The organism is Streptosporangium fragile, from assembly GCF_039534445.1.
Taxonomy (GTDB): domain Bacteria; phylum Actinomycetota; class Actinomycetes; order Streptosporangiales; family Streptosporangiaceae; genus Streptosporangium; species Streptosporangium fragile.
Genome location: NZ_BAAAVI010000002.1, coordinates 165,303 through 185,148, shown reverse-complemented (window position 1 = coordinate 185,148; position 19,846 = coordinate 165,303). Strand labels below are relative to the sequence as shown.

The window sequence follows — 19,846 nt, the reverse complement described above, 5'->3', positions numbered from 1 at the left end:
GGCTCCGCGCGGGCGGGAGATGGCCCCGCGGGCTACGCCAGCGGCAGCCAGACGCGCATCGTCGCGGGGCCGCGGTTGCCCCAGCGGTGGTAGGGGACGAGCCGCAGCGAGACCTTCTCCTCGCTCGCCCGCGGGTGGTCGCGCGTGTACGGCCAGGCGTCCTCGGCGGCGGACGTCAGGCGCGCCGCGACGTCCAGCTCGACGACCCCGTCCGCGTGGTGTTCGACCGGCGGGGTGGGATCCACCGCGACCCGTGCCAGCGGCGGGTCGTCGCCCTCGGACTCGGCGCAGTAGACCAGCGGGCCGCGCTCGACGGCCGCGCACCCGCGCACCGCGTCCACCCTCCGGTCCGGGAAGATCCAGCGGGGCTCCAGCGGCAGGTCGAGGCGGATCTCGTCGCCCGGCCGCCAGTCGCCCTCGGCCGTGGCGTACCCGGGCCCGACCGGTCTCGACGTCCCGCCGTGGGAGAGGGTCGCGCCCGCGGCCCACGGCGGGACGCGCAGGGAGATCCGTCCGGCGCGGCCCTCGACGACGTGCACGGTGACACGGCCGGACCAGGGGTAGCCGGTCTCCACCCGGAGCACCAGGCCGTCGTGGCGGATCTCGCCGGGCGCGTAGTGGTGGACGCGCACGCCCTCCCCGTCGGCCGCGGCCAGGTAGGCGGGCAGCGAGGCGAGGGTACGGGCGATGTTGTTCGGGCAGCACGACACGTCGAACCACGGCGAGCGCAGACCGCCCTCGGGCGCGTGGTTGACCCCGTCGGACGGTTCGGCCGGAACCCGCACCTGGAGCGGGTTGGCGTAGAAGAACGACCGCCCGTCCAGCGCCGGGGACGTGGCCAGCACGTTGAACATGGTCCGCTCGGCCAGGTCCGCGTAGCGCGCGTCCCCGGTGGCCAGCAGCAGCCGGTGGGCCAGCATGATCGACGCGATGCCCGCGCAGGTCTCCGAGTACGCCCGGTCGGGCGGCAGCTCGAAGTCCTCGCCGAACGACTCGTCGGTGTGCCGCGAGCCCATCCCGCCGGTCAGGTGCGTGCGCCGGGCCACCGTGCGCTCCCACTGGGCCTCGACCGCCTTCAGCAGCTCGGCGTCCCCGGTCTCCACGGCCACGTCGACCACGCCGCAGGCCAGGTAGAGCGCCCGTACGGCGTGCCCGCGGAACACCTGGGCCTGCCGTACCGGCACGTCGTCCTGGAAGTAGGCGCGGCCGAAGGCGATGTCGCCGAGCGCGGGCAGGCCGCGCCGCTCGACGAAGCGGCGCGCCATCTCCAGGTAGCGTTCGGCGCCGGTGGCCCGGTACAGCTCGACGAGCGCCATCTCCACGACCGGGTGCCCGCACGTCTGCGTGGTGTCCATGAAACGGTCGCACACGTGGTCGGCCGCGCGCCGGACGACGCCGGTCAGCTCGTCCTCCCCGTGCGCCCGCAGCCGGGCGACGCCGGCCTGGATCAGGTGGCCGTAGCAGTAGAGCTCGTGCCCCCACTCCAGGTCGGTGTAGCGGGCCTCGCTCCAGCGGGTGTTGAGGTATCCGTCGTCCTCCTGGGCGCGGGCGACGACGGCGGCCAGCTCAGGCAGCGCGGGGTGGTCGGCCCAGGCCATGGCCTCCAGCAGCTTGTAGATCTCCGAGTCGCTGAACTCCCTGCCCCGCCGGGGGCGCGTGCCGCGGAAGTTGCCGATCCAGCCCTCCCGCTCCATCCATTCCTGGCAGTGGGCGATGATGACGTCGCGGTTGAGCGTCACCCGGTCGCCCCAGAAACCGGGGGCGAGCCGCACGGCGTCGAGGCCAAGGGGGGACAGCACGCCCGAGGAGGGCACGACGGGACTAGCCACGTAGAGCTCCTGACATGAATCCGCGCACGTAGTGGCGCTGGAGAACGAGGAAGAGGATCAGGCAGGGGACGGCCATGGTCATGACCCCCGCCTGCAACATGCCGTAGTCGACGGCGCCGAACGTGCGCTGGGTCATGCTGACCACGGCCACCGGCAGGGTGAAGCTCGCACCGTCGTTGAGCAGGATCAGCGGCGCGAAGAAGTCGTTCCACGAGGCGAGGAAGGCGAACAGGCCGACGGTGATCAGGCCGGGCCGCACCGCGTGCAGCAGGATGCGGGAGAAGGCCCGGAAGGTGCCGCAGCCGTCGACCAGGGCGGCCTCCTCCAGTTCGCGCGGGATCGCCTCGAAGGCGTTGCGCATCATGAACAGCGCGAACGGCAGCTGGAACATGACGAAGACCAGGCTCAGCCCGACCAGGGAGTTCTGCAGGCCGAGGTGGCCGAGCAGCACGTACAGCGGGATCAGGATGGTCGCGTAGGGCACCATCAGGATCGCCAGCGTGGCCAGGAACAGCAGGTTCTTCCCCGGGAAGTCGAAGCGGGCGAAGGCGTAGCCGCCCAGGGCGGAGACCACCAGCGTGCCGCCCACGGTCATCGCCGAGACCAGCGCGCTGTTGGTCAGGTACGTGCCCAGGCCCTCGCCGAAGCGCGCCATCTCCAGGTAGTCGCCCGGGTCCTCCAGCGACGCCCAGCCGCTCCACACCAGGGGGAACAGGAACAGCACCGCCAGGGCGGACACCGTCGTGTAGTACCGGGTTGCTCTCATCGGGACCTCCTGAGCACTCGCATCTGCAGCACGTTGAGCGCCACCAGCGCCACCAGCAGGACGACCGAGATCGCGGCGGCCCCGCCCAGGTCGAAGCGGAAGAACGCCTCGCGGTAGACGACCATGACCATGGAGACCGTGCTGTTGTCCGGGCCGCCGTTGGTGAAGATGAAGAACTGGTCGAAGGCCAGCAGCGAGCCGGTGACGCTCAGGATGAGCATCAGCGCGATCGTCGGGCGCAGCAGCGGCATCGTGATCTTCGTGAAGATCTGCCAGCGGTTCGCGCCGTCCGACCGGGCCGCCTCGTAGACCTCGACCGGGATCGCCTGCAGCCCGGTGAGCAGGATCAGCATGTTGAACCCGGCGAACCGCCACAGCACCAGGGCGATGGTGGAGAACAGCGCCGCGTCCGGGGTGCCGATCCACTTCACCGGCTCGTCGGTGATCCCCAGGGATTGCAGGAGCGGGTCGATCGGGCCGAACTCGTTGTTCAGCATGCCGTAGAACAGCAGGGCCGCCGCGGCGAAGCCGACCGCCCCGGGCAGGAAGAAGGCGGTGCGGAAGAACCCGACGCCCGGCCTGCGCTCCTGCACCAGCAGGGCCAGGCCGAGCGCCACCGCCGAGAGCAGGACCGTGATGATCACCGTGTACTTCAGCGTGAAGACCACGGCGTCGAGGAAGAGCGGGTTGTCGGCGATCTTGGTGTAGTTGTCCGGCGCGTTGAACGTGGCCGGTCCGAGCAGCGGCCAGCGGTGCAGCGACATCCAGACCACCAGGATCAGCGGCACCACGAACAGCACGCCGACGATCAGCGCCGTGGGCGCGGCGTACGCCCAGCCCTGCGCCTTCCGGCCGCGCCACCACGGCGGAGGCGACGGGGCGGACTGGTGCGCGGTCCCGCGCGGCGGCCGGTCCAGCGTGATACTCATCCTGCTCCTCCTCGGCCGTGGCCTACTGCTGCAGCGACTTGTCGATCTCGGCGTTGCGCTGGGGAAGCTTGCCCGCGTCCCCGAAGACCGCCTCGCGGGCCAGGCGCAGCCACGGCCCCTGCGGATCGTTGAAGGTCTCGCCGAAGCGGGGCGCGTACGGCGTCTGCCCCTTGGCCACCAGCGAGTTGATCAGCACCACCCTGGGGTCCTCGGACGAGTACTTGTTGCCGGCCAGGTCGGTGCGCGCGAGCACGTCCTTGTTCTTCGCCATCACCTCCACCTGGGCCTCGTCCGAGACGGTCCAGGCCAGGAACTCCCAGGCCGCGTCGGCGTGCTCGGAGGTGGCGGAGATGCCGATGGAGTCACCGCCGACGAAGGTGGACTCGCCGCCGTCCGGTCCGGCGATCGGCGCGACGCCGATCTTCATGTCCTTCGGCATCGAGCCGAGCGTGGTCGACGGCATCGGCATCACGCCGATCTCCCCCTTGGGGAAGAACCCGGTCCAGGTCGGGCCCTGCTCCTCCTTGGCCGTGGGCCCGGTCACGCCCTTGGCGTACAGGTCGCGGTAGACCTTGAACACATCGGTCATCGGCGCCCGGTCGTTGAACGAGGCGGTGCCCTCGGGGTTCATCACCTGGCCGCCGGCGGCCCAGACCGAGGGCCAGAAGGTGAAGACGTAGCAGCCGCCGCAGTTGCCGCCGAAGAACGTGCCGTGGACCTTGCCGTCCTTGCCGAGCTTCTCGTCGACGGTGGTGGCCTGCTCGGCGAACTCCTTGAGGGTCGTGGGGCCCTTCTCGGGGTCGAGCCCGGCCTTCTCGTACAGGTCCTTGTTCCAGAACCACACCGACAGGTCCAGGGTGTGCGGCAGGGTGTAGAACCTGCCGTCCCGGGTGCCGAGCTTCATGTGCGAGGGGGCGAGGGAGTCCTTGAAGGGGAGCGCGGCCACCCGGTCGGTGACGTCCAGGAACAGGCCCTGGGAGGTGTAGTTGGGAACGAAGATCACATCTGCGGCGAAGACGTCGGGAAGCTGCCGGGCGCCCGCCGCCGCGGCGATCCGCGGCTGGTAGTTGTCGGTGGGGATGACGGTCAGCTTGACCTGATTCTTATGGCTCTTGTTGTACGCCGCCACCAGTCTCTCGCTCTGCGCCTGGGTGGCGGCTCGGGTCCACATCGTGATCGTGACGCCCTGCTCTGCGGGGCGGGCGGTCTGCTGCTCCGCCCCGCCGCAGGCGGTCACGGCGGCGAGTGCGAACAGGGCGACCCCGGCCAGTCGGCGTCGGGGTGAACGTGGGGTCATGACCTTCTCCTCCCGGCGTCCCCCCGTGACGCGCGAAACAGAACTAAAAGGTTTTCGGAAACGTAAGGGAAACATAAGAGGGTGTCAATAGGGGATCGGCTTGCCTCCAGGCACGACCTCTCCTATGGTCTGCCTAGGGTCAAAGAAAAGGATTTCGATACATGGTGAGTAGGCGATCACGTGCCGTGACCATCAGTGACGTCGCATCCTTGGCCGGGGTGTCGATCGCCACCGCGTCGAAGGCGCTCAACGGCAAGGAGGACGTGCGCGCCGAGACGCGGCAGCGCGTCATCGAGGCCGCCGAGGAGCTGTCCTTCCGGCCCAACGCCCTGGCCAGAGGGCTGCTGACCGGTCAGACCCGCACGGTGGGGCTGCTCACCAGCGACAGCGTGGGCAGGTTCGGGATCCCGGTGCTCCTGGGCGCCGAGGACGCCTTCGGCGCGGGAGAGATGGCGGTCATGCTGTGCGACGCCCGCGGCGACGCCATCCGCGAGCAGCACTACATCCGCACGCTCCTGTCCCGGCGCGTGGACGGCCTCATCGTGGTCGGGGAGAGCACCAACACCCGGCCCTCCATCAGCCGCGACCTGCCCATTCCCGTCGTGTACGCCTACGGGGCGTCCAACGACCCGCAAGACGTGTCGTTCGTACCCGACGACGTGGGCGGGGCCGCGCTCGCCGTACGGCACCTGCTGGCCCTGGGACGCCGCAGGATCGCGCACGTCACCGGGCCGATGGACTACAAGGCCGCCGCCGACAGGGCGCAGGGGCTGCGGATCACGCTGGAGGAGGCCGGCGTTCCGCAGGCCGGCGAGACGCTGTACGGCGCCTGGTCGCAGCGGTGGGGCCGGCACGCCGCCGAGATGCTCCTGATGGGCCAGCCCGAGGTCGACGCGGTGTTCTGCGGCAGCGACCAGATCGCCGCGGGATTCGTCGAGGCGGTCAGGGAGCGGGGACGGCGGGTGCCCGACGACATCGCGGTCATCGGCTACGACAACTGGGACGTGTTCTCCATCCAGACCCGCCCCGCCCTGACGTCGGTCGACATGAACCTGGAGATCCTCGGCCGCACCGCCGCCCAGCACCTCTTCGCCGCCATCGACGGCAAGGCCACCCCCGGGGTCCACCGGCTCCCCTGCCGCCTGGTCATCCGCGACTCCACGGCCTCCTGACCCCGCTCCCCCGCGGCGCCCTCCGGGCCGCCGAGGGGAGAGGGACCGGGGCCACCGGGGACGGCGCGGCGGGCGACGGTACGGAAGTCCCCCGCCCGCGGGGCCTTCTGCCCTGTCCCCCGGCGAAGCCCCCGGCCAGCGTGGAGAGCGGGAGAACCACCCGGAAGGGGATCACCGCGATCGCTGTTCGCCGCCCTCCCGGGCGGAGCACACCGTGGTGAGCCGGTGACCCGTCCCCGAGGGGACGGCCCCGGCCTCTCCCCGCACACGATCCCGATCACAGGCAGGCGTCCGATGACCGACGACGACCGGAGCCAGGAGCTCACCATCCGCTACGTCCACGACGACGAAGCCCTGCGACGCGAGTTCGACCGCGGCCTCGCGCTGTTCCTGCGCGGACACCGCGTCCACGACCGCTGGGACATCACTCCCCTGGTGGAGACTCTCGACCAGCTCGGCCGGCGGATCCCGAGCATACGCGTACGGCTGCGCCGCCGGCCCCCGCAGGCGGAGCTTCAGGTGTCCCTCGAATTCGGTCTTCCGCCCATCCCCGACACGCCTCCGGTCCCCTGACAGGCGCTCTCCCCGCCTCGGCCGGCGTCGCCTCCACGAGACGGCCGCCGCGTCCTCGGGCGGCGGGCCGGGCCCGGACGGCCCTGTCCTCCCGCCACGCCGGCGGGGCGGGGCCGAAGGCCCTCAGCCCACGGGCGGCCTGCGCTCCTCCCGCCCGCTCACCGGGGCCGCGGCCCGCCGGAGCAGCTCGTTCACTTCCTCGCCGGTGGCCTGGGGGAAGCGGAACAGCCGGAGAACGACGGGGCCCGGATCCCGGCTGGGCCCCGGACGTCGTCGTCTCCGGGACGCCGGTCCGCTCACCAGCAGGCCAGGCCGAGCGCGAAGGCCGCGGCGCCGACGGCCGCCACCAGGACCTCGGTCAGCGCCAGGGAGGTCCGCATCAGGCGGACGGCCAGCAGGTTGGCCGCCGAGTGCAGCGGGATGGTGACCAGGACCAGCCAGGGCTGCCAGGCCAGCAGCAGGGTGAGGCCGATGTGCAACATGCCGGCGCCGGTGCGTTCCACCGCGGCCCACAGCGGGCCGTCGGCGCGCAGGACACCCTGGGCTTCCAGCATCCGGCGGGCCTCCAGGGACTTCTCGTCCGTCCTGCCGAGCAGGGAGCGGATGGCCAGGGCGTTGACCATGGTGTAGACGATCTCGATCGCCGCCCAGCCGTACCCGGCCCACAGCGTCTCGGGGAAGCCGGAGACCAGCAGCAGGACCAGCAGCAACCGGACGATCTCCTCGCAGGGGCCCGAGGCCGCTCCGATGACGGTCGCGGCCCGTTCCCGGGGAAGCTTGGCGACCGCGGCGATGATCGGGCCGCGCAGCACGAGCGCGGCCAGCCAGCCGCCCGCACCCAGGGCGATCGCGCCCCAGCGGGGCGCGGCCAGCCACAGCGCCAGCGCGGCCGCGAACAGGACGGCGACGGCGGCCACGGCGGGCACCGTCCACAGGACGGCCCTGCGCAGGGTCCGGGTGGCGGTCATCGCAGCGCCGCGCGGATCGAGGCGGCGACCGCCTGCGGGTCGTCGACTTCGACGACGAGCTGGTCGAAGTCGGCACCGCTCAGGTCGATGACGACGGCCTTGGCCGGGTCACGGACGTCCCAGAAGACCTTGCGGTAGTCGACGTGGAAGGTGCCCGCGCTGATCACTCCGGGGATCCGGGTGCCGGGGGCGCGCAGACCGCCGGGCGAGGACGGCCCGCCGACCTCGGCGTGCCGCACGTGCGCCAGGGGGACCTCCAGGCGGGACTTCAGCGCCAGGAGCCGGTTCAGGCCCTCCACGTGCACGGTCAGGGTGTCGGCGGTCAGTTCGATGTGCGCCATCGGGTCAGTCCTTCTCGGGGAGCGGCATGACGACGCGCGCGAACGCGCGGCGGCGCCTGCCGGGGGCGGGAGGGTTGGCGGCCGCCTTCGCGACCAGTTCGTTCAGCGACGCCATGAAGGCGAGGAACTCCTCGTCGGTCAGGTTGACGACGAAGGTGCGGTAACCGACGCCGTCGGCCGCCAGGTCGATGCCGGGACGGCCCAGGTAGCGGGCGAACTCCCCCTGGAGCGCGGCCAGGAAGGCGGCGAAGTAGCGCAGGTGGTCGTCGGGGGTGGCGCCTTCCAGGTCGGCGCCGGTCAGCGCGCCGGAGACGTCGGGCAGCGCGAACGCCCGCTCCACCGCGCCCCTGACGCGCCGCTCCTCAGCGACCCGCAGCACTCCGGCGTCGGTCAGCGTGTTCAGGTGCCGGTACAGCGTGGCCTGCGGCACGTCCGGCAGGAGGTCCGCGAGATCGCGGACCGTCAGAGTCTCCGGGCCGATGAACGCCTGCAGGATGCGCAGCCGTACCGGGTGGAGAACCGCTTCAGCCTTTCTCACAATTGAGAACATTACTATTCTCAATAATGAGAACGCAAGGTGGCCCCGGCCCGCGGCCTCCGGCGAACCCGTACGGGTCAAGCCCGCTCGTCAGGCCATGACTGCCGGCCCCCCGGACCGGCGGCTCCCGGGCGGCCGGGGAGACGGCCTCCCGGCCACGGTCCCGCGTGACAGGGCCACGGGCCGTCACGGGGACGTCTTTCCCTCCGGCGGGCTCAGTCCCGCTCGGGCACCGCCATCTCCCCCAGGACGGACCAGTCGTCCTGCGGAACCGTGGTGTTGACGATCCGGGGCGTCTCGGCGAGATGGGACGGCAACGTCCGCTGCGCCTCCCTGAAGTGCTCGGACCGGACATGCGCCGCCCCGGCCTCGGCGTCGCGGAAAGCCTCGACCAGGATGTACTCGGCCGGGTCCTCGACGCTGCGGGACCAGTCGAACCACAGGCAGCCCGGCTCGTCGCGAGTGGCCCGGGTGAACTCCCCGGCGATCTCGGGCCACCGGTCGGCGTGCTCCGGCAGTACGCGGAACTTCGCGGTAATGAAAATCATCGGATGCCTCTTCACAGGTGAATGGTGGGGTGCGGCCCCCACGGCTCGCCGACGATGCTATTGACATCCTCCCCTTCCCGGGGGAAGAGGCATCCGCCCCGGGCGTCAGGTGACGCCGGCCGCCGAGCGGCCACCGGGAGAGCTCAGGAGTAGGCGGCGACCAGGCCGACGAGGACTCCGGCGAGCGAGACGGCCGTGAGGAGGCCGCCGAAGGCCACCGCGGCGCGGCGGCCCCGCCGCACCCCGAAGACGTACATGACCACGTAGGGCAGGAAGGCCAGCACGCCCACGCCGAGGAACGGCATGGTCAGCGCGGCCAGGATCCCGGTGGTGCCGCTGGGCACGGCGCGGTCGCCCTCGGGGGTGAGCTGGGCCCGCTTGACGTCGCCGGCCGTGGAGTCGGGCGAGGCGTCGACCGGGATCGCGGCGCCGCCGCCGTCGGGCGCGAAGCTGCCCTTGCAGTCGTAGCGGCCCTCGCCCAGGTCCTCGCACGAGAGGACGGTGAGGGTGCCGGGGGTGCCGATGGAGCCGGTCGCCAGCTTGAGGTCGGACACCGCGAACACGAAGGGCAGCACGCCCAGACCCGCCCAGAGGAGAAGCAGGATGGCCATGCCGATCGGCCCCGGGCTACGGCCGGGGCCGGGGGTCGGCCCCGGCTGGAAGGCGTTCGCGATGTTCTCAAGGGCGTCACTCATGCAACCAGGATGGACCATGTCCCTTGCGACCCAATTGCCACTGGCTTGCAGAGAGAATCACAAATGTCCGTATATCTCATAATTTACCGCTATGTAACGGTTTGCGCACGGTTCTCCTGAGGCGCACCGAGCACCGTGCCCGTTCCGGGGCGTGCCCACGCGGGGCGCCCGCGCCCCGCGCCGGGATCTCAGGGCGTGTTCCCGGCCGCCCTGGCCGCCGTCTCGGCGGCGTCGAGCTTGGCGGCCTCCTCCGGGGTGGGCGCGGTGCCGCCGAGGTGCCGCGGCTGCCACCACACGCCCGGCGGGATCTCCGGATAGCCCCGCTGGGCCTCGTCGAGCATGGCACTCATACGCCCGTGCAGGTCGGCGGTGACGGCGTCGTAGTCGTCGCCGCGCTTGGGGTGCATGGGTTCGCCGACGAGGATCGTGATCGGCACGTGCCGCTGGAGCAGCTTCCTGGGACGACCCTTGGTCCACAGCCGCTGGGTGCCCCAGAGGGCGACCGGGATCATCGGCACGTTCGCCCCCACGGCCATCCGCACCGCGCCGTTCTTGATCTCCTTGACCGTGAAGGACCGGCTGATCGTCGCCTCGGCGAACACGCCCACGACCTCGCCGGCCCGGAGCGCCTTCAGCGCCGCGCCGAACGCGGCGGCCCCGGCCGCGCGGTCGACCGGGATGTGGTGCATGCCACGCATCAGCGGGCCGGAGATCCGGTGGTCGAAGACCTCCTTCTTCGCCATGAAGCGCACCAGGCGCCGGGAGGGGCGCGCGGCCAGGCCCGCGAAGATGAAGTCGAGATAGCTGATGTGGTTGCTGACCAGCACGGCTCCGCCGGTGCGCGGGATACGGTCGGCGCCCTCAATGCGGATCTTGAGGTCCAGCGCGCGGAACAGGGTCAACGCCGCCCCGATGACCGGGGGGTACACGATCTCAGCCATGGCTGAACCGTACCTCAGCCCCGTCCCCGTGACCCCCTCCCGCTCCCCCTCCACCGGCCCGGCCGGCCGGGCCGGTGGAGCGCGTCTCAGTGGCCGCGGAACGCCTCCTCCAGCCACCACGAACCACGGGCGCGGCTCACCAGGGCGTGGACCAGGAGCGGGCGGTCCCGCGCGCCGTCCAGCCAGCCGGCCACCGCGGCGAGGTCCTCCCGGTCCCGTACGGTGACCGCCTGGCAGCCGAAGCCGCGGCCGATGGCGGCGATGTCGGCGGGCGGGAAGGTCACGGTGTCCAGGGGGTGCCCGTCGGGGCCGAAGTGGTGCACCTCGGCGCCGTAGCCGTCGTCGTCGTAGACGACGATCACCATCGGGAGGCCGAGCCGGACGACGGTCTCCAGCTCCGCGATGCCCATCAGCGCGCCGCCGTCGCCCAGCGCGGCCACCGGGAGCCGGTCCGGCCGCGCCAGGGCCGCCCCGATCGCGGTGGCCAGGCCCAGGCCGATCGACTGGAACGCCTGCGTGAAGCAGAAGCCCGCCTCGTCAGGGACATCGAGAAACATCGACGGATAACCCATGAAATTTCCGGAATCAACGGCGACGACACGTTCCGCGGGGAGCAGGTCGTCCAGCCCGATCGTCAGGGTGCGGGGGTCGATCCTGCCCTCGCCGCCCTCGTCGGCGTAGGGGACGTCCCGCCACCGGATTCCCGCCGCGATCCGGCGGGCCAGGTCCGCAGAGCGGTACCCGGCCCGGTCGCCCGCTCCGCCCGGGGAGCCGTCCCCGGCATCCCGCCCGGAGGTGTACGGGACGCCGCCGAGCAGGTCGATGACCGCACGGGCGGTGCGGGCGACGTCGCCGGTGACGCCGAGGTGGACCGGGCGGTGGGCGCCGAGGGCGTCGTCGTCCAGGTCGACCTGGACGACGGTGGTGTCCGGGCCGATCAGCGTGCCGTGGCGCATGGTCCACATGTTGAGCGCGCATCCCCAGCCCACGATCACGTCGGCGCCGCGGATCAGTTCGGCGGCGAGCGGCGAGGCGAAACCGCCGCTGACGTCCAGATCCCAGGGGCTGCCCCGGAACAGGCCCTTGGCGACGGCGGACGTGGCCAGCAGCGCGCCGACCCGGTCGGCCAGCCCTTCGATCTCGCGCCGGGCCCCGCGCGCTCCCCGTCCGGCCACGAAGACCGGGCGCCGCGCCGCCGCGAGGATCTCCGCCAGCCGCGCCGCCTCCTCCGCCGCCGGGAGCGCGCCCCCGGCCGGGACACGGGCGGGGACGGGGATGCCCGCCCCGGAGGCGTCCGGGACGGGCCGGGACTGGACGTCCAGCGGAAGGTTGAGCAGGACGGTGCGGCGGTCGTCCCGGGCGGTGCGGAGCGCCTCGGCCGTGTCGCCGACGGCGGTCTCGGCGGATCCGATCCGCAGGGAGATCGCGCCCACCGCCTCGGCGAGCGCGGCCTGGTCGACGAAGAAGTTGGAGCGGCGCCCGGTCGCCTCCCCGGCGAGCACCACGAGCGGGGTGCGGCTCTTGGCGGCCTCGGCGATTCCGGTCATCGCGTTGGTGAGGCCCGGCCCCTGGTGCACGGTGAGCACACCGACCCGGCCGCTCAGCCGCGCGTGGGCGTCGGCCATGGTCGCCGCGCCGCCCTCGTGACGCGCGGCGACGTAGCGCGCGCCGTGCGCGACCAGGGCGTTGGTCACGTGGAAGTTGCCGCTGCCGACCACCCCGAAGACGGTCTCGACACCGAGTGCGGCGAGAGTCCGGCCCACGGCCTCGGCGACGTTCACCTCTCGACCAGGGCCAGCACCCGCACCGGGCTGCCGGAGCCGCCGACGATGGGCAGCGGCGGGGCGACGACCACCGCGCCGGTGGCCGGGAGGCGGTCGAGGTTGCGCAGCTGGGTCAGGCCGTACTTCCCGGCGCCCAGCAGGAACGAGTGGCACGGGAAGGCCGGGTCGAACCCGTGCGCGGCCCCCGCGTCGGTGCCCACGGTCTCCACCCCCAGCCCGGCGATCGGGGTCTCCTCGGCCAGCCACCTCGCGCACTCGACCGACACGCCGGGCGTGTGCGGGCCCGTCTCGTCGGCGTTCAGGAAACGCTCCTGGTCGTGGGCGTAGGCGTCCCAGCCGGTGCGGTAGAGCAGCCACCCGCCCTCGGGCAGCGGCCCGTTGGCCTCCTCCCACGCCTTGACGTGCTCGATCCGGAGCAGGAAGTCGGGGTCCGCGGCCGCCTCGGCGGCGAAGTCGAGCACCACGGCGGGGGCGATCAGGCGGCCGACCGGCACCTGCGAGACGTCCTCACCCTCCTTGGCGGTGACCCAGTGGATCGGCGCGTCGAAATGAGTTCCCGTGTGCTCGCCGGTCTCGATGTCGTTCCAGTACCAGGCGGGGCCGCGGTCGTCGTACCGGCTGATCTCCTTCAGCGTGAACGGGACGGTGTTGCCGAACGGCTCGGGCAGCCGCAGGATCGGCGTCTGCGACGACAGCGGCGCGGTGAGGTCGACGACCTCGATCCCGCCGTTACGGATGCTCTCCACCAAATCCCGCAACACCGACATGACGTCTCCTGCCTCCGGTATCAAACACGACCTGGCCAGATCCTCCTACAGCGCCGCGGCCGCCGCCACCTCGGCGGATCCGCGGGCGGACCACGGTCCGGTCACGATCCCCCGCCGGGGTTTTCCGGCCGGAGGCCCTGTCGGTGCTTGCCATCTCCGGGGAACAGGACAACCTTGGAAAGTGTGAAGAAGCTCATCAACGGCGTCGAGTCGGTCGTGCCGGACGCCCTGCGCGGCCTCGCGGCGGCCCACCCCGGGCTGCGGGTGGACGTGGAGAACCAGATCGTGTTCCGGGCCTCGGGGCCCCGCCCCGGCAAGGTGGGGCTGGTGTCGGGCGGCGGTTCCGGGCACGAGCCGCTGCACGCGGGCTTCGTCGGGTACGGGATGCTCGACGCGGCCTGCCCCGGTGAGGTCTTCACCTCCCCCGTGCCCGACCAGATGATCGAGGCCACCTCGGCGGTGAACGGCGGGGCCGGCGTCCTGCACATCGTGAAGAACTACACGGGTGACGTCCTGAACTTCCAGATGGCCGCCGAGCTGAGCGCCGAGGAGGGCGTGGAGGTGGCGAGCGTGCTGGTCGACGACGACGTGGCCGTACGCGACTCCCTCTACACCGCCGGACGCAGGGGCACCGGCGCCACGGTCTTCGTCGAGAAGATCGCCGGGGCGGCGGCCGAGAACGGCGCGCCGCTGGCCGAGGTGGCGCGGGTGGCCGGAGAGGTCAACGCCCGCAGCCGCTCCTTCGGGGTGGCGCTCAGCGCCTGCACCACCCCGGCGGCGGGCAAGCCCACCTTCGCGCTGAGCGAGGCCGAGGTCGAACTGGGCATCGGCATCCACGGCGAGCCCGGCCGGACCCGCTCGACCATGCGCCCGGCCGGGGAACTGGTCCGCCTGGCGATGGACGCCATCCACGAGGACCTGCCGGTCACCGGCGACACCCTGGTGATGCTGAACGGCATGGGCGGCACCCCGCTGATCGAGCTGTACGTCGCCTTCGCCGACGTCGCGGCCTACCTCGCCGAGAAGGGTGCGACGGTGGCCCGGAGCCTGGTGGGCAACTACGTCACCAGCCTCGAGATGCAGGGCTTCTCGGTCACGGTCTGCCGGTTGACCGACGAGCTCACCCGGCTGTGGGACGCTCCCGTGGAGACCCCCGCCCTGCGCTGGGGCCGCTGACGTGGACACCGCCTTCTTCACCGCCTGGATCGAGGAGAGCGCCCGGCGCGTCGCCGCCGAGAAGGACTGGCTGACCGGCCTGGACGCCGCGATCGGCGACGCCGACCACGGGACCAACCTCGACCGGGGTTTCACCGCGGTCGTCCAGACGCTGGCCGCCAAGGAGCCGGACACCCCCGCCGCGCTGCTGAACCTGGTGGGCGTCACGCTCATCCGCAAGGTCGGCGGGGCCTCGGGCCCGCTGTACGGCACCGCGTTCCGGGAGATGAGCAAGACGCTGGGCGACGACGCCGAGGTCTCCCCCGCCGGGCTGTGCGACGCCCTGGACGCCGGGCTGGCCGGGGTGCAGAAGCTCGGGTCGGCGGCCGAGGGCGACAAGACCATGGTCGACGCCCTCGCCCCGGCGGTACGGGAGCTGCGGCGGGCGCTGCAGGAGGGCGCGGAACCGCGGGAGGCGACCGGCGCCGCGGCGTCGGCGGCCCGCGCCGGGGCCAAGGCCACGATCCCGATGCAGGCCCGCCGGGGCCGGGCCAGCTACCTGGGTGAGCGCAGCGTCGGGCACGAGGACCCCGGCGCCGCCTCCGCCGCGATCATCCTCACCGCCCTGGCCACGGTGGCGGCCCGGTGACCCGGCCCCCATGCCCGCCGCGCACCGCCCGGCGTTCTTCGGCCGGCCGCGGCCCCGTCCCGGCGAAGAGGGGGAAGAGATCACACCGAGAGGGGCCGCGGTGGTGGTAGGCATCGTCCTCATCTCGCACAGCGGGCCGCTGGCGGCCGAGGTCGCGCTGCTGGCCGCGCAGGTCGGCGGCGCGGGCGTCCCGCTGGCCGCGGCCGGGGGCGCCGAGGACGGCGGCCTCGGCACCAGCCCCGACCTGGTGGCGGCGGCGATCGCGGAGGTGGACCGGGGGGACGGGGTGATCCTCATCCCCGACCTGGGAAGCGCGGTGCTCACCGCCCGGCTCTTCGAGGAGGAGCGGGTGGTGGTCGCCGACGTGCCGTTCGTGGAGGGAGCCATCGCGGCCACGGTGTCCGCGGGCGCGGGCAGCCCGCTGGAGGCCGTCCTCGCCGCGGCGGAGGAGGCGAGGACCTTCCGCAAGCTCTGAGCCCCCGGCCCGCCCCGGGCGCCCGTGCCGGAGTGTCCTCACCCTCGGCCGAGGGTGAGGACACTCCGGCACGGGACCGCGGGTCAGCGGTTGGCCAGGAGGCCCTCCAGGAGGCCCAGGACGGCCTGAACCGGCGGAGGCGTGGTGCCGAACTCCACGTCGGTTCCGCTGACGGAGTCCATCACGGTGACCGAGGTCTGCGGCAGCCCCCAGCGGTCGCCGCCGTCGTGGCCCACGCCGACCTCGATGCCGGCGAAGGTGACGTACTCCCAGTTCTTCAGGTCTCTCCGCAGCGCCTCGTGGCCGTGGGCGGTGGCCCACTCGGCGACGGCGGTCAGGATGGCGCCGAGCGTGTTCTCCCGCTCCTTCAGGTCGCCGGACTGGAGCTCCTCGATCAGGCGGTCCAGCTCGGCGCGCTGGGCAAGGAGGGCGTTGATATCGGTCATGGGGGGAAGAGCCTTTCCAGGGACGTGAGACATGTGCAGTTGGGCGCGGCGGGCTCTCTGCGAGATCGTTCCAGCCGGGTGCGGTTACCGCCCGGGCAGGACCCCGCCGCACTGCGCGACCCGCCGAAAGCTTCACCGATCGCCATGTCGGGACATTGCCGTCAGGCGATCACATAATGGTGCCGTACCGGCCCGCCCGTCGTCGATCCGTTGGCGCGGGCTCGCACCGGGAAATGGACCGGTCCCGAAGCGCGGGGCGGGAAACGGTCAGGGAACGGCGGCGCGGCGCCCGTGACATGATCCGTACCATGACGTTCGTGGCGGGAGAGCGAGACCTGGCGACGCTGCTGCGAGGTATGTCCCCGTATCTGCGTCCCGGGCGATACGTGTTCGCCACGGTGCGCGGCCAGGTGCCGGACGGCGTCACCCCGGTGGTGACCGTGGCCGAGGACGAGGGCCTGACGCTTGTGGTGCCGCGGGAGCAGGCCGACGCCGCCGGGCTGCCCTACGACTACGTGGCCGCCTGGATCACCCTGCGCGTCCGCTCGGCCCTGGCGGCGGTGGGCCTGACCGCGGCGGTCGCCGCCGAGCTGGCGCGGGCGGGCGTGAGCTGCAACGTCGTGGCCGGTTTCCACCACGACCACTTGTTCGTCCCGCACGACCGGGCCGCCGACGCGATCTCGGCCCTGGAACGCCTCGCGGAACGGTCCGCCCGGCCCGGACCGCCTCCGCAGGCGGCCGGCACCGTAGAAGCCGACCCTCAGCCGCCACCCCCGTAAGGGCGCCGGCGGGCCCACGACGCCCGTTCGCCCCCGCTCAGAACTGCAGCTCGGACCATTCGATCGTGACGGGAATCGGATTGCTGATGCTGGGAGCGTCACCGGGCTCGTCCTTCATGAAGGTGCCCGTGTGCTTGTAGAGCATCGACGCCCGATCCAGCCGGTACCTTTCGATGATCGACACCCCGGTCCGGTCGAGCCGGACGATCCAGTAGTACGGAACACCGGCCTTGGCGTACTCCCCCAGCTTGTCGGTCGTGTCCTGCGTCTCGGATCCCGGAGACACGATCTCCACGACGAGCAGGGCGTGCTCGGCCCTGAGCCGTTCGCCTCGCTCCCGGTCCAGGCATCGGTAGAGCACGACGTCAGGCCGCCGGTTGAGCAGCGGCAGATCTCTCAGCCTCAGATCCACGTCACTGTTCACGGCCAGGCACTCGTGGCCCTGGCTCATCGCGGCGCGGGCATGGCGCTCCAGCATGTTGGCCAGTCGCCGCCCCGCCGTCTGGTGATCGGGCGTGGGAGCCGCACAATAGACCACATAGCCGTCGACGATCTCGATGGCCCTGGCGATCTCCTCGGGGAGGGCGTCGTACTCCTCCGCGGTGACACGCGCGGGCTGGGGACGGATGCTGAGAAGCCAGCTGTCGTCGGGTAGGGCTGTCATCCCGCTTCTCCTCGTCGATGTCGGCTCGGCGGTCCAAGACTACGGTCTGCCCCGCCTCCCGGCGGGAGTTCGCGCGTGTCGGAACGCCGGGGACGGCACGCCTTCGCGCTGCGCGACACCCGAGAGCGTCACACCGCGCGGGTACGGGGGTCATCAGGCCTTGGCGGGAGTCTCCGGGTACGCCCGGACATCCTGAGCCTTGCCCTGCCCGACACCGACGTGGGCACGGGAACGCCAAGGCCGAAGCAGAGCTCGCCGAACGTCGTACGTGAAAAGGTGGCAGACCTCGCGAGGGACCTGACGGTCCAGGCCATACGACATGGTGCATCCGGGGCGCATCACCTCGGGACGACCCGCGATCCAGCGAGATCCAGCGGGCCGGGAAATCCCGGGTCAGGGAGGGCAGGACGGCAGTCTCCCCAGGCCGGGGAGCCGCCCTTCCTACTTGTGGCGGAAGTAGACGAACAGGCGGCCGTGGTTCTTGGCGTCCTTGTCGATGCGGTGGTAGAGCGCCTTGATCTCCTTCTGCTCCAGGAACCGCAGGACCTTCTTCTTGAGCTGGCCGGAGCCCTTGCCGGGGATGATCTCGACCTCGGTGGCCCGCTTCCTGATGGCCTCGTCGATGACGCCCCGCAGCGCCTTGTCGATCTCTCCGCCCCGGTTGTAGATGGGGTGCAGATCCAGCTTGAGCTTCAAACCATCCCCTTTGCCAGGCGATTCGGGTGACCGGCCGCGCCGGCGTCGGCACGGGGTCAGCCCTCACAGAGTACGGCCTTCACGTCCGTCACGGGCAGGCCGCCCGGGACACATCGTGCTTGGTCTCCCGGTCGGGGGCACGCCACGGTCTACGCCACTAAATGGTAGTTGCAAGTTACTCGCAACAAGGTTATGTTCCGGGAGGTTTTGTCGATTTCTGGAGGGTCAAATGAGGCTGGCCCGACGCCTGGCCGCCCTGTCCGTCACGTTCGGCCTGCTCACGGCCGCCTGCTCCGCACCCACCACCGGCGCCCCGGTGCCCGACGACGCCTTCGTGATCGGCCTCGGCTCCGAGTTCGACACCCTCAACCCGGTGATGGGCTACTCCCCCGACGGCGGATCGCTGATCTACGAGGGCCTGATGAGCCGCGAGCCCGACCTGACGATGAGACCGGCGCTGGCCGCGGCGGCGCCGGTGACCTCCGCCGACGGGAAGACCGTCACCTTCACGCTGCGCGAGGGAGTGCGGTTCCACGACGGCAGGCCGGTCACCGCCGCCGACGTGGCGTACACCTACGAGGCGCTGCTGGACGAGGCCAACAACTCCCCCATCCGGGGCGACTACTCGGCGATCGAGGGGGTGGCCGCGCCGGACGCCGGAACGGTGGTCTTCACGTTGAAGCACCCGTACGCGCCGCTGGTGCAACGCACCACGCTCGGCATCGTGCCCCAGGGCAGCCCGCTGACGGGCGAGCCACCGGTCGGCGCGGGACCCTACCGGTTCGTGTCGCGCACGCCCGGCGACAAGGTCGTGCTGGAGGGGAACAAGGACTACTGGGCGGGCGCCCCGGCCATCACCAGGCTCGTCCTGGCCTTCGCCGAGGACGACAACGTCCGGGCGACGCGGATGTCCGCCGGGGAGTTCGACGCCGCGATCCTGCCGCCGAAGGCCGCGGCGCAGTTCGACGGTCGGCGGGACGTCACGGTCCACCGGGTGCCCAGCGCCGACTACCGCGGCATCATGTTCCCGCTGGAACAGCCGGTCACCGGCGACCGGACCATCCGCAGGGCGCTGGGCCTGGCGATCGACCGCGGGGCGATGGTGGACACCATCCTCGCCGGGGCGGGTACCCCGGCCTTCGGGCCCGTCTCCCCCGACACCGCCTGGCACAACCCCGAGGTGACCGGCACGCCGGCCGGCGACCCCGAGGCCGCCCGTAGGCTCCTGGAGGACGGCGGCTGGAAGGCCGGCGGCGACGGCATCCGGGTCAGGGACGGCAGGCGGGCCGAGTTCACCCTGATGTACCCGGCCGGCGACACGCTCCGCAAGGAGCTCGCGCTGGCCGTGGCCTCCGACGCCCGGAAGATCGGCATCGACGTGGAACCGGCCGGGCTCGACTGGGACGCCATCGAGCCGCGCATGTCCGAGGACGCCCTGATCATGGGCTGGGGCAGTCCGTACGACCCCGACTACGTCAACTACGAGCTCTTCCACTCCGGCTACGCCGGGCGGGGTTTCTTCAATCCGGGCAGGTACGACAACCCGGAGGTGGACAGGCTGCTCAAGACGGGGCGCGAGGCCGGCGACCCGGCGGTTCGCAGGAAGGCCTACCTCGACTTCCAGAAGATCGTGCGCGACGACGAGGTCTGGACGTACCTCGTCTTCCTCAAGCACGTCTACGTGATCCGCGGGAACCACACGGGGATCCGGCCCGGTGTGGACGCCCACGAGCACGCCACCGGCGGCCTGTTCCGCGACATCCACACCTGGAAGCCGGCGGCGTGAGGCGGCCCGCCCCCTCCGGGAAGCACGTCCCGGGCGACCCCGGACCGG

Annotated in this window: 22 protein-coding genes; 7 read left to right on the top strand and 15 right to left on the bottom strand. The window is 72.0% G+C overall.

Annotated elements, in window-relative coordinates:
* Positions 1-32: 32 nt before the first annotated feature.
* Genes ABD841_RS02565 through ABD841_RS02550 form a run of 4 tightly spaced genes read right to left on the bottom strand, consistent with a single transcriptional unit; the run spans position 33 to position 4,821 of the window.
* Positions 33-1,829, bottom strand: a complete 1,797-nt coding sequence (locus tag ABD841_RS02565) for a glycoside hydrolase family 127 protein (protein ID WP_344967376.1) — start codon at positions 1,827-1,829, stop codon at positions 33-35.
* Positions 1,822-2,595: a carbohydrate ABC transporter permease gene (locus tag ABD841_RS02560; RefSeq protein ID WP_344967374.1), complete on the bottom strand. Its 774-nt coding sequence runs from the start codon at positions 2,593-2,595 to the stop codon at positions 1,822-1,824. The genes ABD841_RS02565 and ABD841_RS02560 overlap by 8 nt, the downstream gene beginning before the upstream one ends.
* Positions 2,592-3,524: a carbohydrate ABC transporter permease gene (locus ABD841_RS02555; protein ID WP_344967372.1), complete on the bottom strand. Its 933-nt coding sequence runs from the start codon at positions 3,522-3,524 to the stop codon at positions 2,592-2,594. Before ABD841_RS02555 ends, ABD841_RS02560 begins: the two co-directional genes overlap by 4 nt.
* A 22-nt stretch (positions 3,525-3,546) precedes the next feature.
* Positions 3,547-4,821, bottom strand: coding sequence for an ABC transporter substrate-binding protein (locus tag ABD841_RS02550; RefSeq protein ID WP_344967370.1), 1,275 nt, complete (start codon positions 4,819-4,821; stop codon positions 3,547-3,549).
* A gap of 161 nt (positions 4,822-4,982) precedes the next feature.
* Between ABD841_RS02550 and ABD841_RS02545 the strand changes: the two genes are divergently transcribed.
* Together ABD841_RS02545 and ABD841_RS02540 are read left to right on the top strand one after the other, a co-directional pair.
* Positions 4,983-5,993 (top strand): LacI family DNA-binding transcriptional regulator, encoded by a 1,011-nt coding sequence (locus ABD841_RS02545; RefSeq protein ID WP_344967368.1) that lies wholly within the window; start codon positions 4,983-4,985, stop codon positions 5,991-5,993.
* 294 nt (positions 5,994-6,287) lie between these two features.
* Complete coding sequence (locus ABD841_RS02540) at positions 6,288-6,566, top strand: hypothetical protein (RefSeq protein ID WP_344967367.1); 279 nt, start codon at positions 6,288-6,290, stop codon at positions 6,564-6,566.
* Between the two features lie 296 nt (positions 6,567-6,862).
* On the opposite strand, the gene ABD841_RS02535 is transcribed toward ABD841_RS02540, so the two are convergent.
* From ABD841_RS02535 to ABD841_RS02500, 8 genes are all read right to left on the bottom strand, one after another.
* Positions 6,863-7,534 (bottom strand): hypothetical protein, encoded by a 672-nt coding sequence (locus ABD841_RS02535; RefSeq protein WP_344967366.1) that lies wholly within the window; start codon positions 7,532-7,534, stop codon positions 6,863-6,865.
* The gene (locus ABD841_RS02530; RefSeq protein ID WP_344967365.1) at positions 7,531-7,875 is read right to left on the bottom strand and encodes a hypothetical protein; all 345 of its coding nucleotides are present in this window, start codon (positions 7,873-7,875) and stop codon (positions 7,531-7,533) included. Before ABD841_RS02530 ends, ABD841_RS02535 begins: the two co-directional genes overlap by 4 nt.
* Before the next feature lie 4 nt (positions 7,876-7,879).
* The gene (locus tag ABD841_RS02525) at positions 7,880-8,413 is read right to left on the bottom strand and encodes a helix-turn-helix domain-containing protein (RefSeq protein ID WP_344967364.1); all 534 of its coding nucleotides are present in this window, start codon (positions 8,411-8,413) and stop codon (positions 7,880-7,882) included.
* Between the two features lie 215 nt (positions 8,414-8,628).
* Positions 8,629-8,961, bottom strand: coding sequence for a putative quinol monooxygenase (locus ABD841_RS02520; RefSeq protein WP_344967363.1), 333 nt, complete (start codon positions 8,959-8,961; stop codon positions 8,629-8,631).
* Between the two features lie 143 nt (positions 8,962-9,104).
* The gene (locus ABD841_RS02515; RefSeq protein ID WP_344967362.1) at positions 9,105-9,656 is read right to left on the bottom strand and encodes a hypothetical protein; all 552 of its coding nucleotides are present in this window, start codon (positions 9,654-9,656) and stop codon (positions 9,105-9,107) included.
* Positions 9,657-9,844: 188 nt separating this feature from the next.
* Positions 9,845-10,597, bottom strand: a complete 753-nt coding sequence (locus tag ABD841_RS02510) for a lysophospholipid acyltransferase family protein (RefSeq protein WP_344967360.1) — start codon at positions 10,595-10,597, stop codon at positions 9,845-9,847.
* Positions 10,598-10,683: 86 nt separating this feature from the next.
* Positions 10,684-12,378 (bottom strand): thiamine pyrophosphate-binding protein, encoded by a 1,695-nt coding sequence (locus ABD841_RS02505; RefSeq protein ID WP_344967358.1) that lies wholly within the window; start codon positions 12,376-12,378, stop codon positions 10,684-10,686.
* On the bottom strand, positions 12,375-13,148 hold the full coding sequence (locus ABD841_RS02500) for a cyclase family protein (protein WP_344967356.1): 774 nt from the start codon (positions 13,146-13,148) through the stop codon (positions 12,375-12,377). The genes ABD841_RS02505 and ABD841_RS02500 overlap by 4 nt, the downstream gene beginning before the upstream one ends.
* Positions 13,149-13,331: 183 nt before the next feature.
* Between ABD841_RS02500 and dhaK the strand changes: the two genes are divergently transcribed.
* The 3 genes from dhaK (at position 13,332) to ABD841_RS02485 (ending at position 15,427) form a co-directional block, all read left to right on the top strand.
* Positions 13,332-14,324: a dihydroxyacetone kinase subunit DhaK gene (gene dhaK / locus ABD841_RS02495; RefSeq protein WP_344967354.1), complete on the top strand. Its 993-nt coding sequence runs from the start codon at positions 13,332-13,334 to the stop codon at positions 14,322-14,324.
* A gap of 1 nt (position 14,325) precedes the next feature.
* Positions 14,326-14,952: a dihydroxyacetone kinase subunit DhaL gene (gene dhaL, locus ABD841_RS02490; RefSeq protein ID WP_344967352.1), complete on the top strand. Its 627-nt coding sequence runs from the start codon at positions 14,326-14,328 to the stop codon at positions 14,950-14,952.
* A 100-nt stretch (positions 14,953-15,052) separates the two neighbouring features.
* Entirely contained in the window at positions 15,053-15,427 is a 375-nt protein-coding gene (locus tag ABD841_RS02485) for a PTS-dependent dihydroxyacetone kinase phosphotransferase subunit DhaM (protein WP_344967350.1), read from the top strand.
* Positions 15,428-15,510: 83 nt separating this feature from the next.
* Here ABD841_RS02485 and ABD841_RS02480 read toward each other — a convergent pair whose 3' ends face one another.
* Positions 15,511-15,873, bottom strand: coding sequence for a hypothetical protein (locus ABD841_RS02480; protein ID WP_344967348.1), 363 nt, complete (start codon positions 15,871-15,873; stop codon positions 15,511-15,513).
* Between the two features lie 308 nt (positions 15,874-16,181).
* On the opposite strand from ABD841_RS02480, the gene ABD841_RS02475 reads away from it, so the two are divergent.
* On the top strand, positions 16,182-16,652 hold the full coding sequence (locus ABD841_RS02475; RefSeq protein WP_344967346.1) for an ACT domain-containing protein: 471 nt from the start codon (positions 16,182-16,184) through the stop codon (positions 16,650-16,652).
* A 37-nt stretch (positions 16,653-16,689) separates the two neighbouring features.
* Here ABD841_RS02475 and ABD841_RS02470 read toward each other — a convergent pair whose 3' ends face one another.
* Positions 16,690-17,316 carry a Uma2 family endonuclease gene (locus tag ABD841_RS02470; protein WP_344967344.1) on the bottom strand — a complete coding sequence of 209 codons (627 nt, stop codon included), beginning with the start codon at positions 17,314-17,316 and terminating at the stop codon, positions 16,690-16,692.
* A gap of 441 nt (positions 17,317-17,757) precedes the next feature.
* Positions 17,758-18,012, bottom strand: a complete 255-nt coding sequence (locus tag ABD841_RS02465; protein ID WP_344967342.1) for a Smr/MutS family protein — start codon at positions 18,010-18,012, stop codon at positions 17,758-17,760.
* A gap of 229 nt (positions 18,013-18,241) precedes the next feature.
* On the opposite strand from ABD841_RS02465, the gene ABD841_RS02460 reads away from it, so the two are divergent.
* Entirely contained in the window at positions 18,242-19,798 is a 1,557-nt protein-coding gene (locus ABD841_RS02460; RefSeq protein ID WP_344967340.1) for an ABC transporter substrate-binding protein, read from the top strand.
* Positions 19,799-19,846 lie beyond the last annotated feature (48 nt).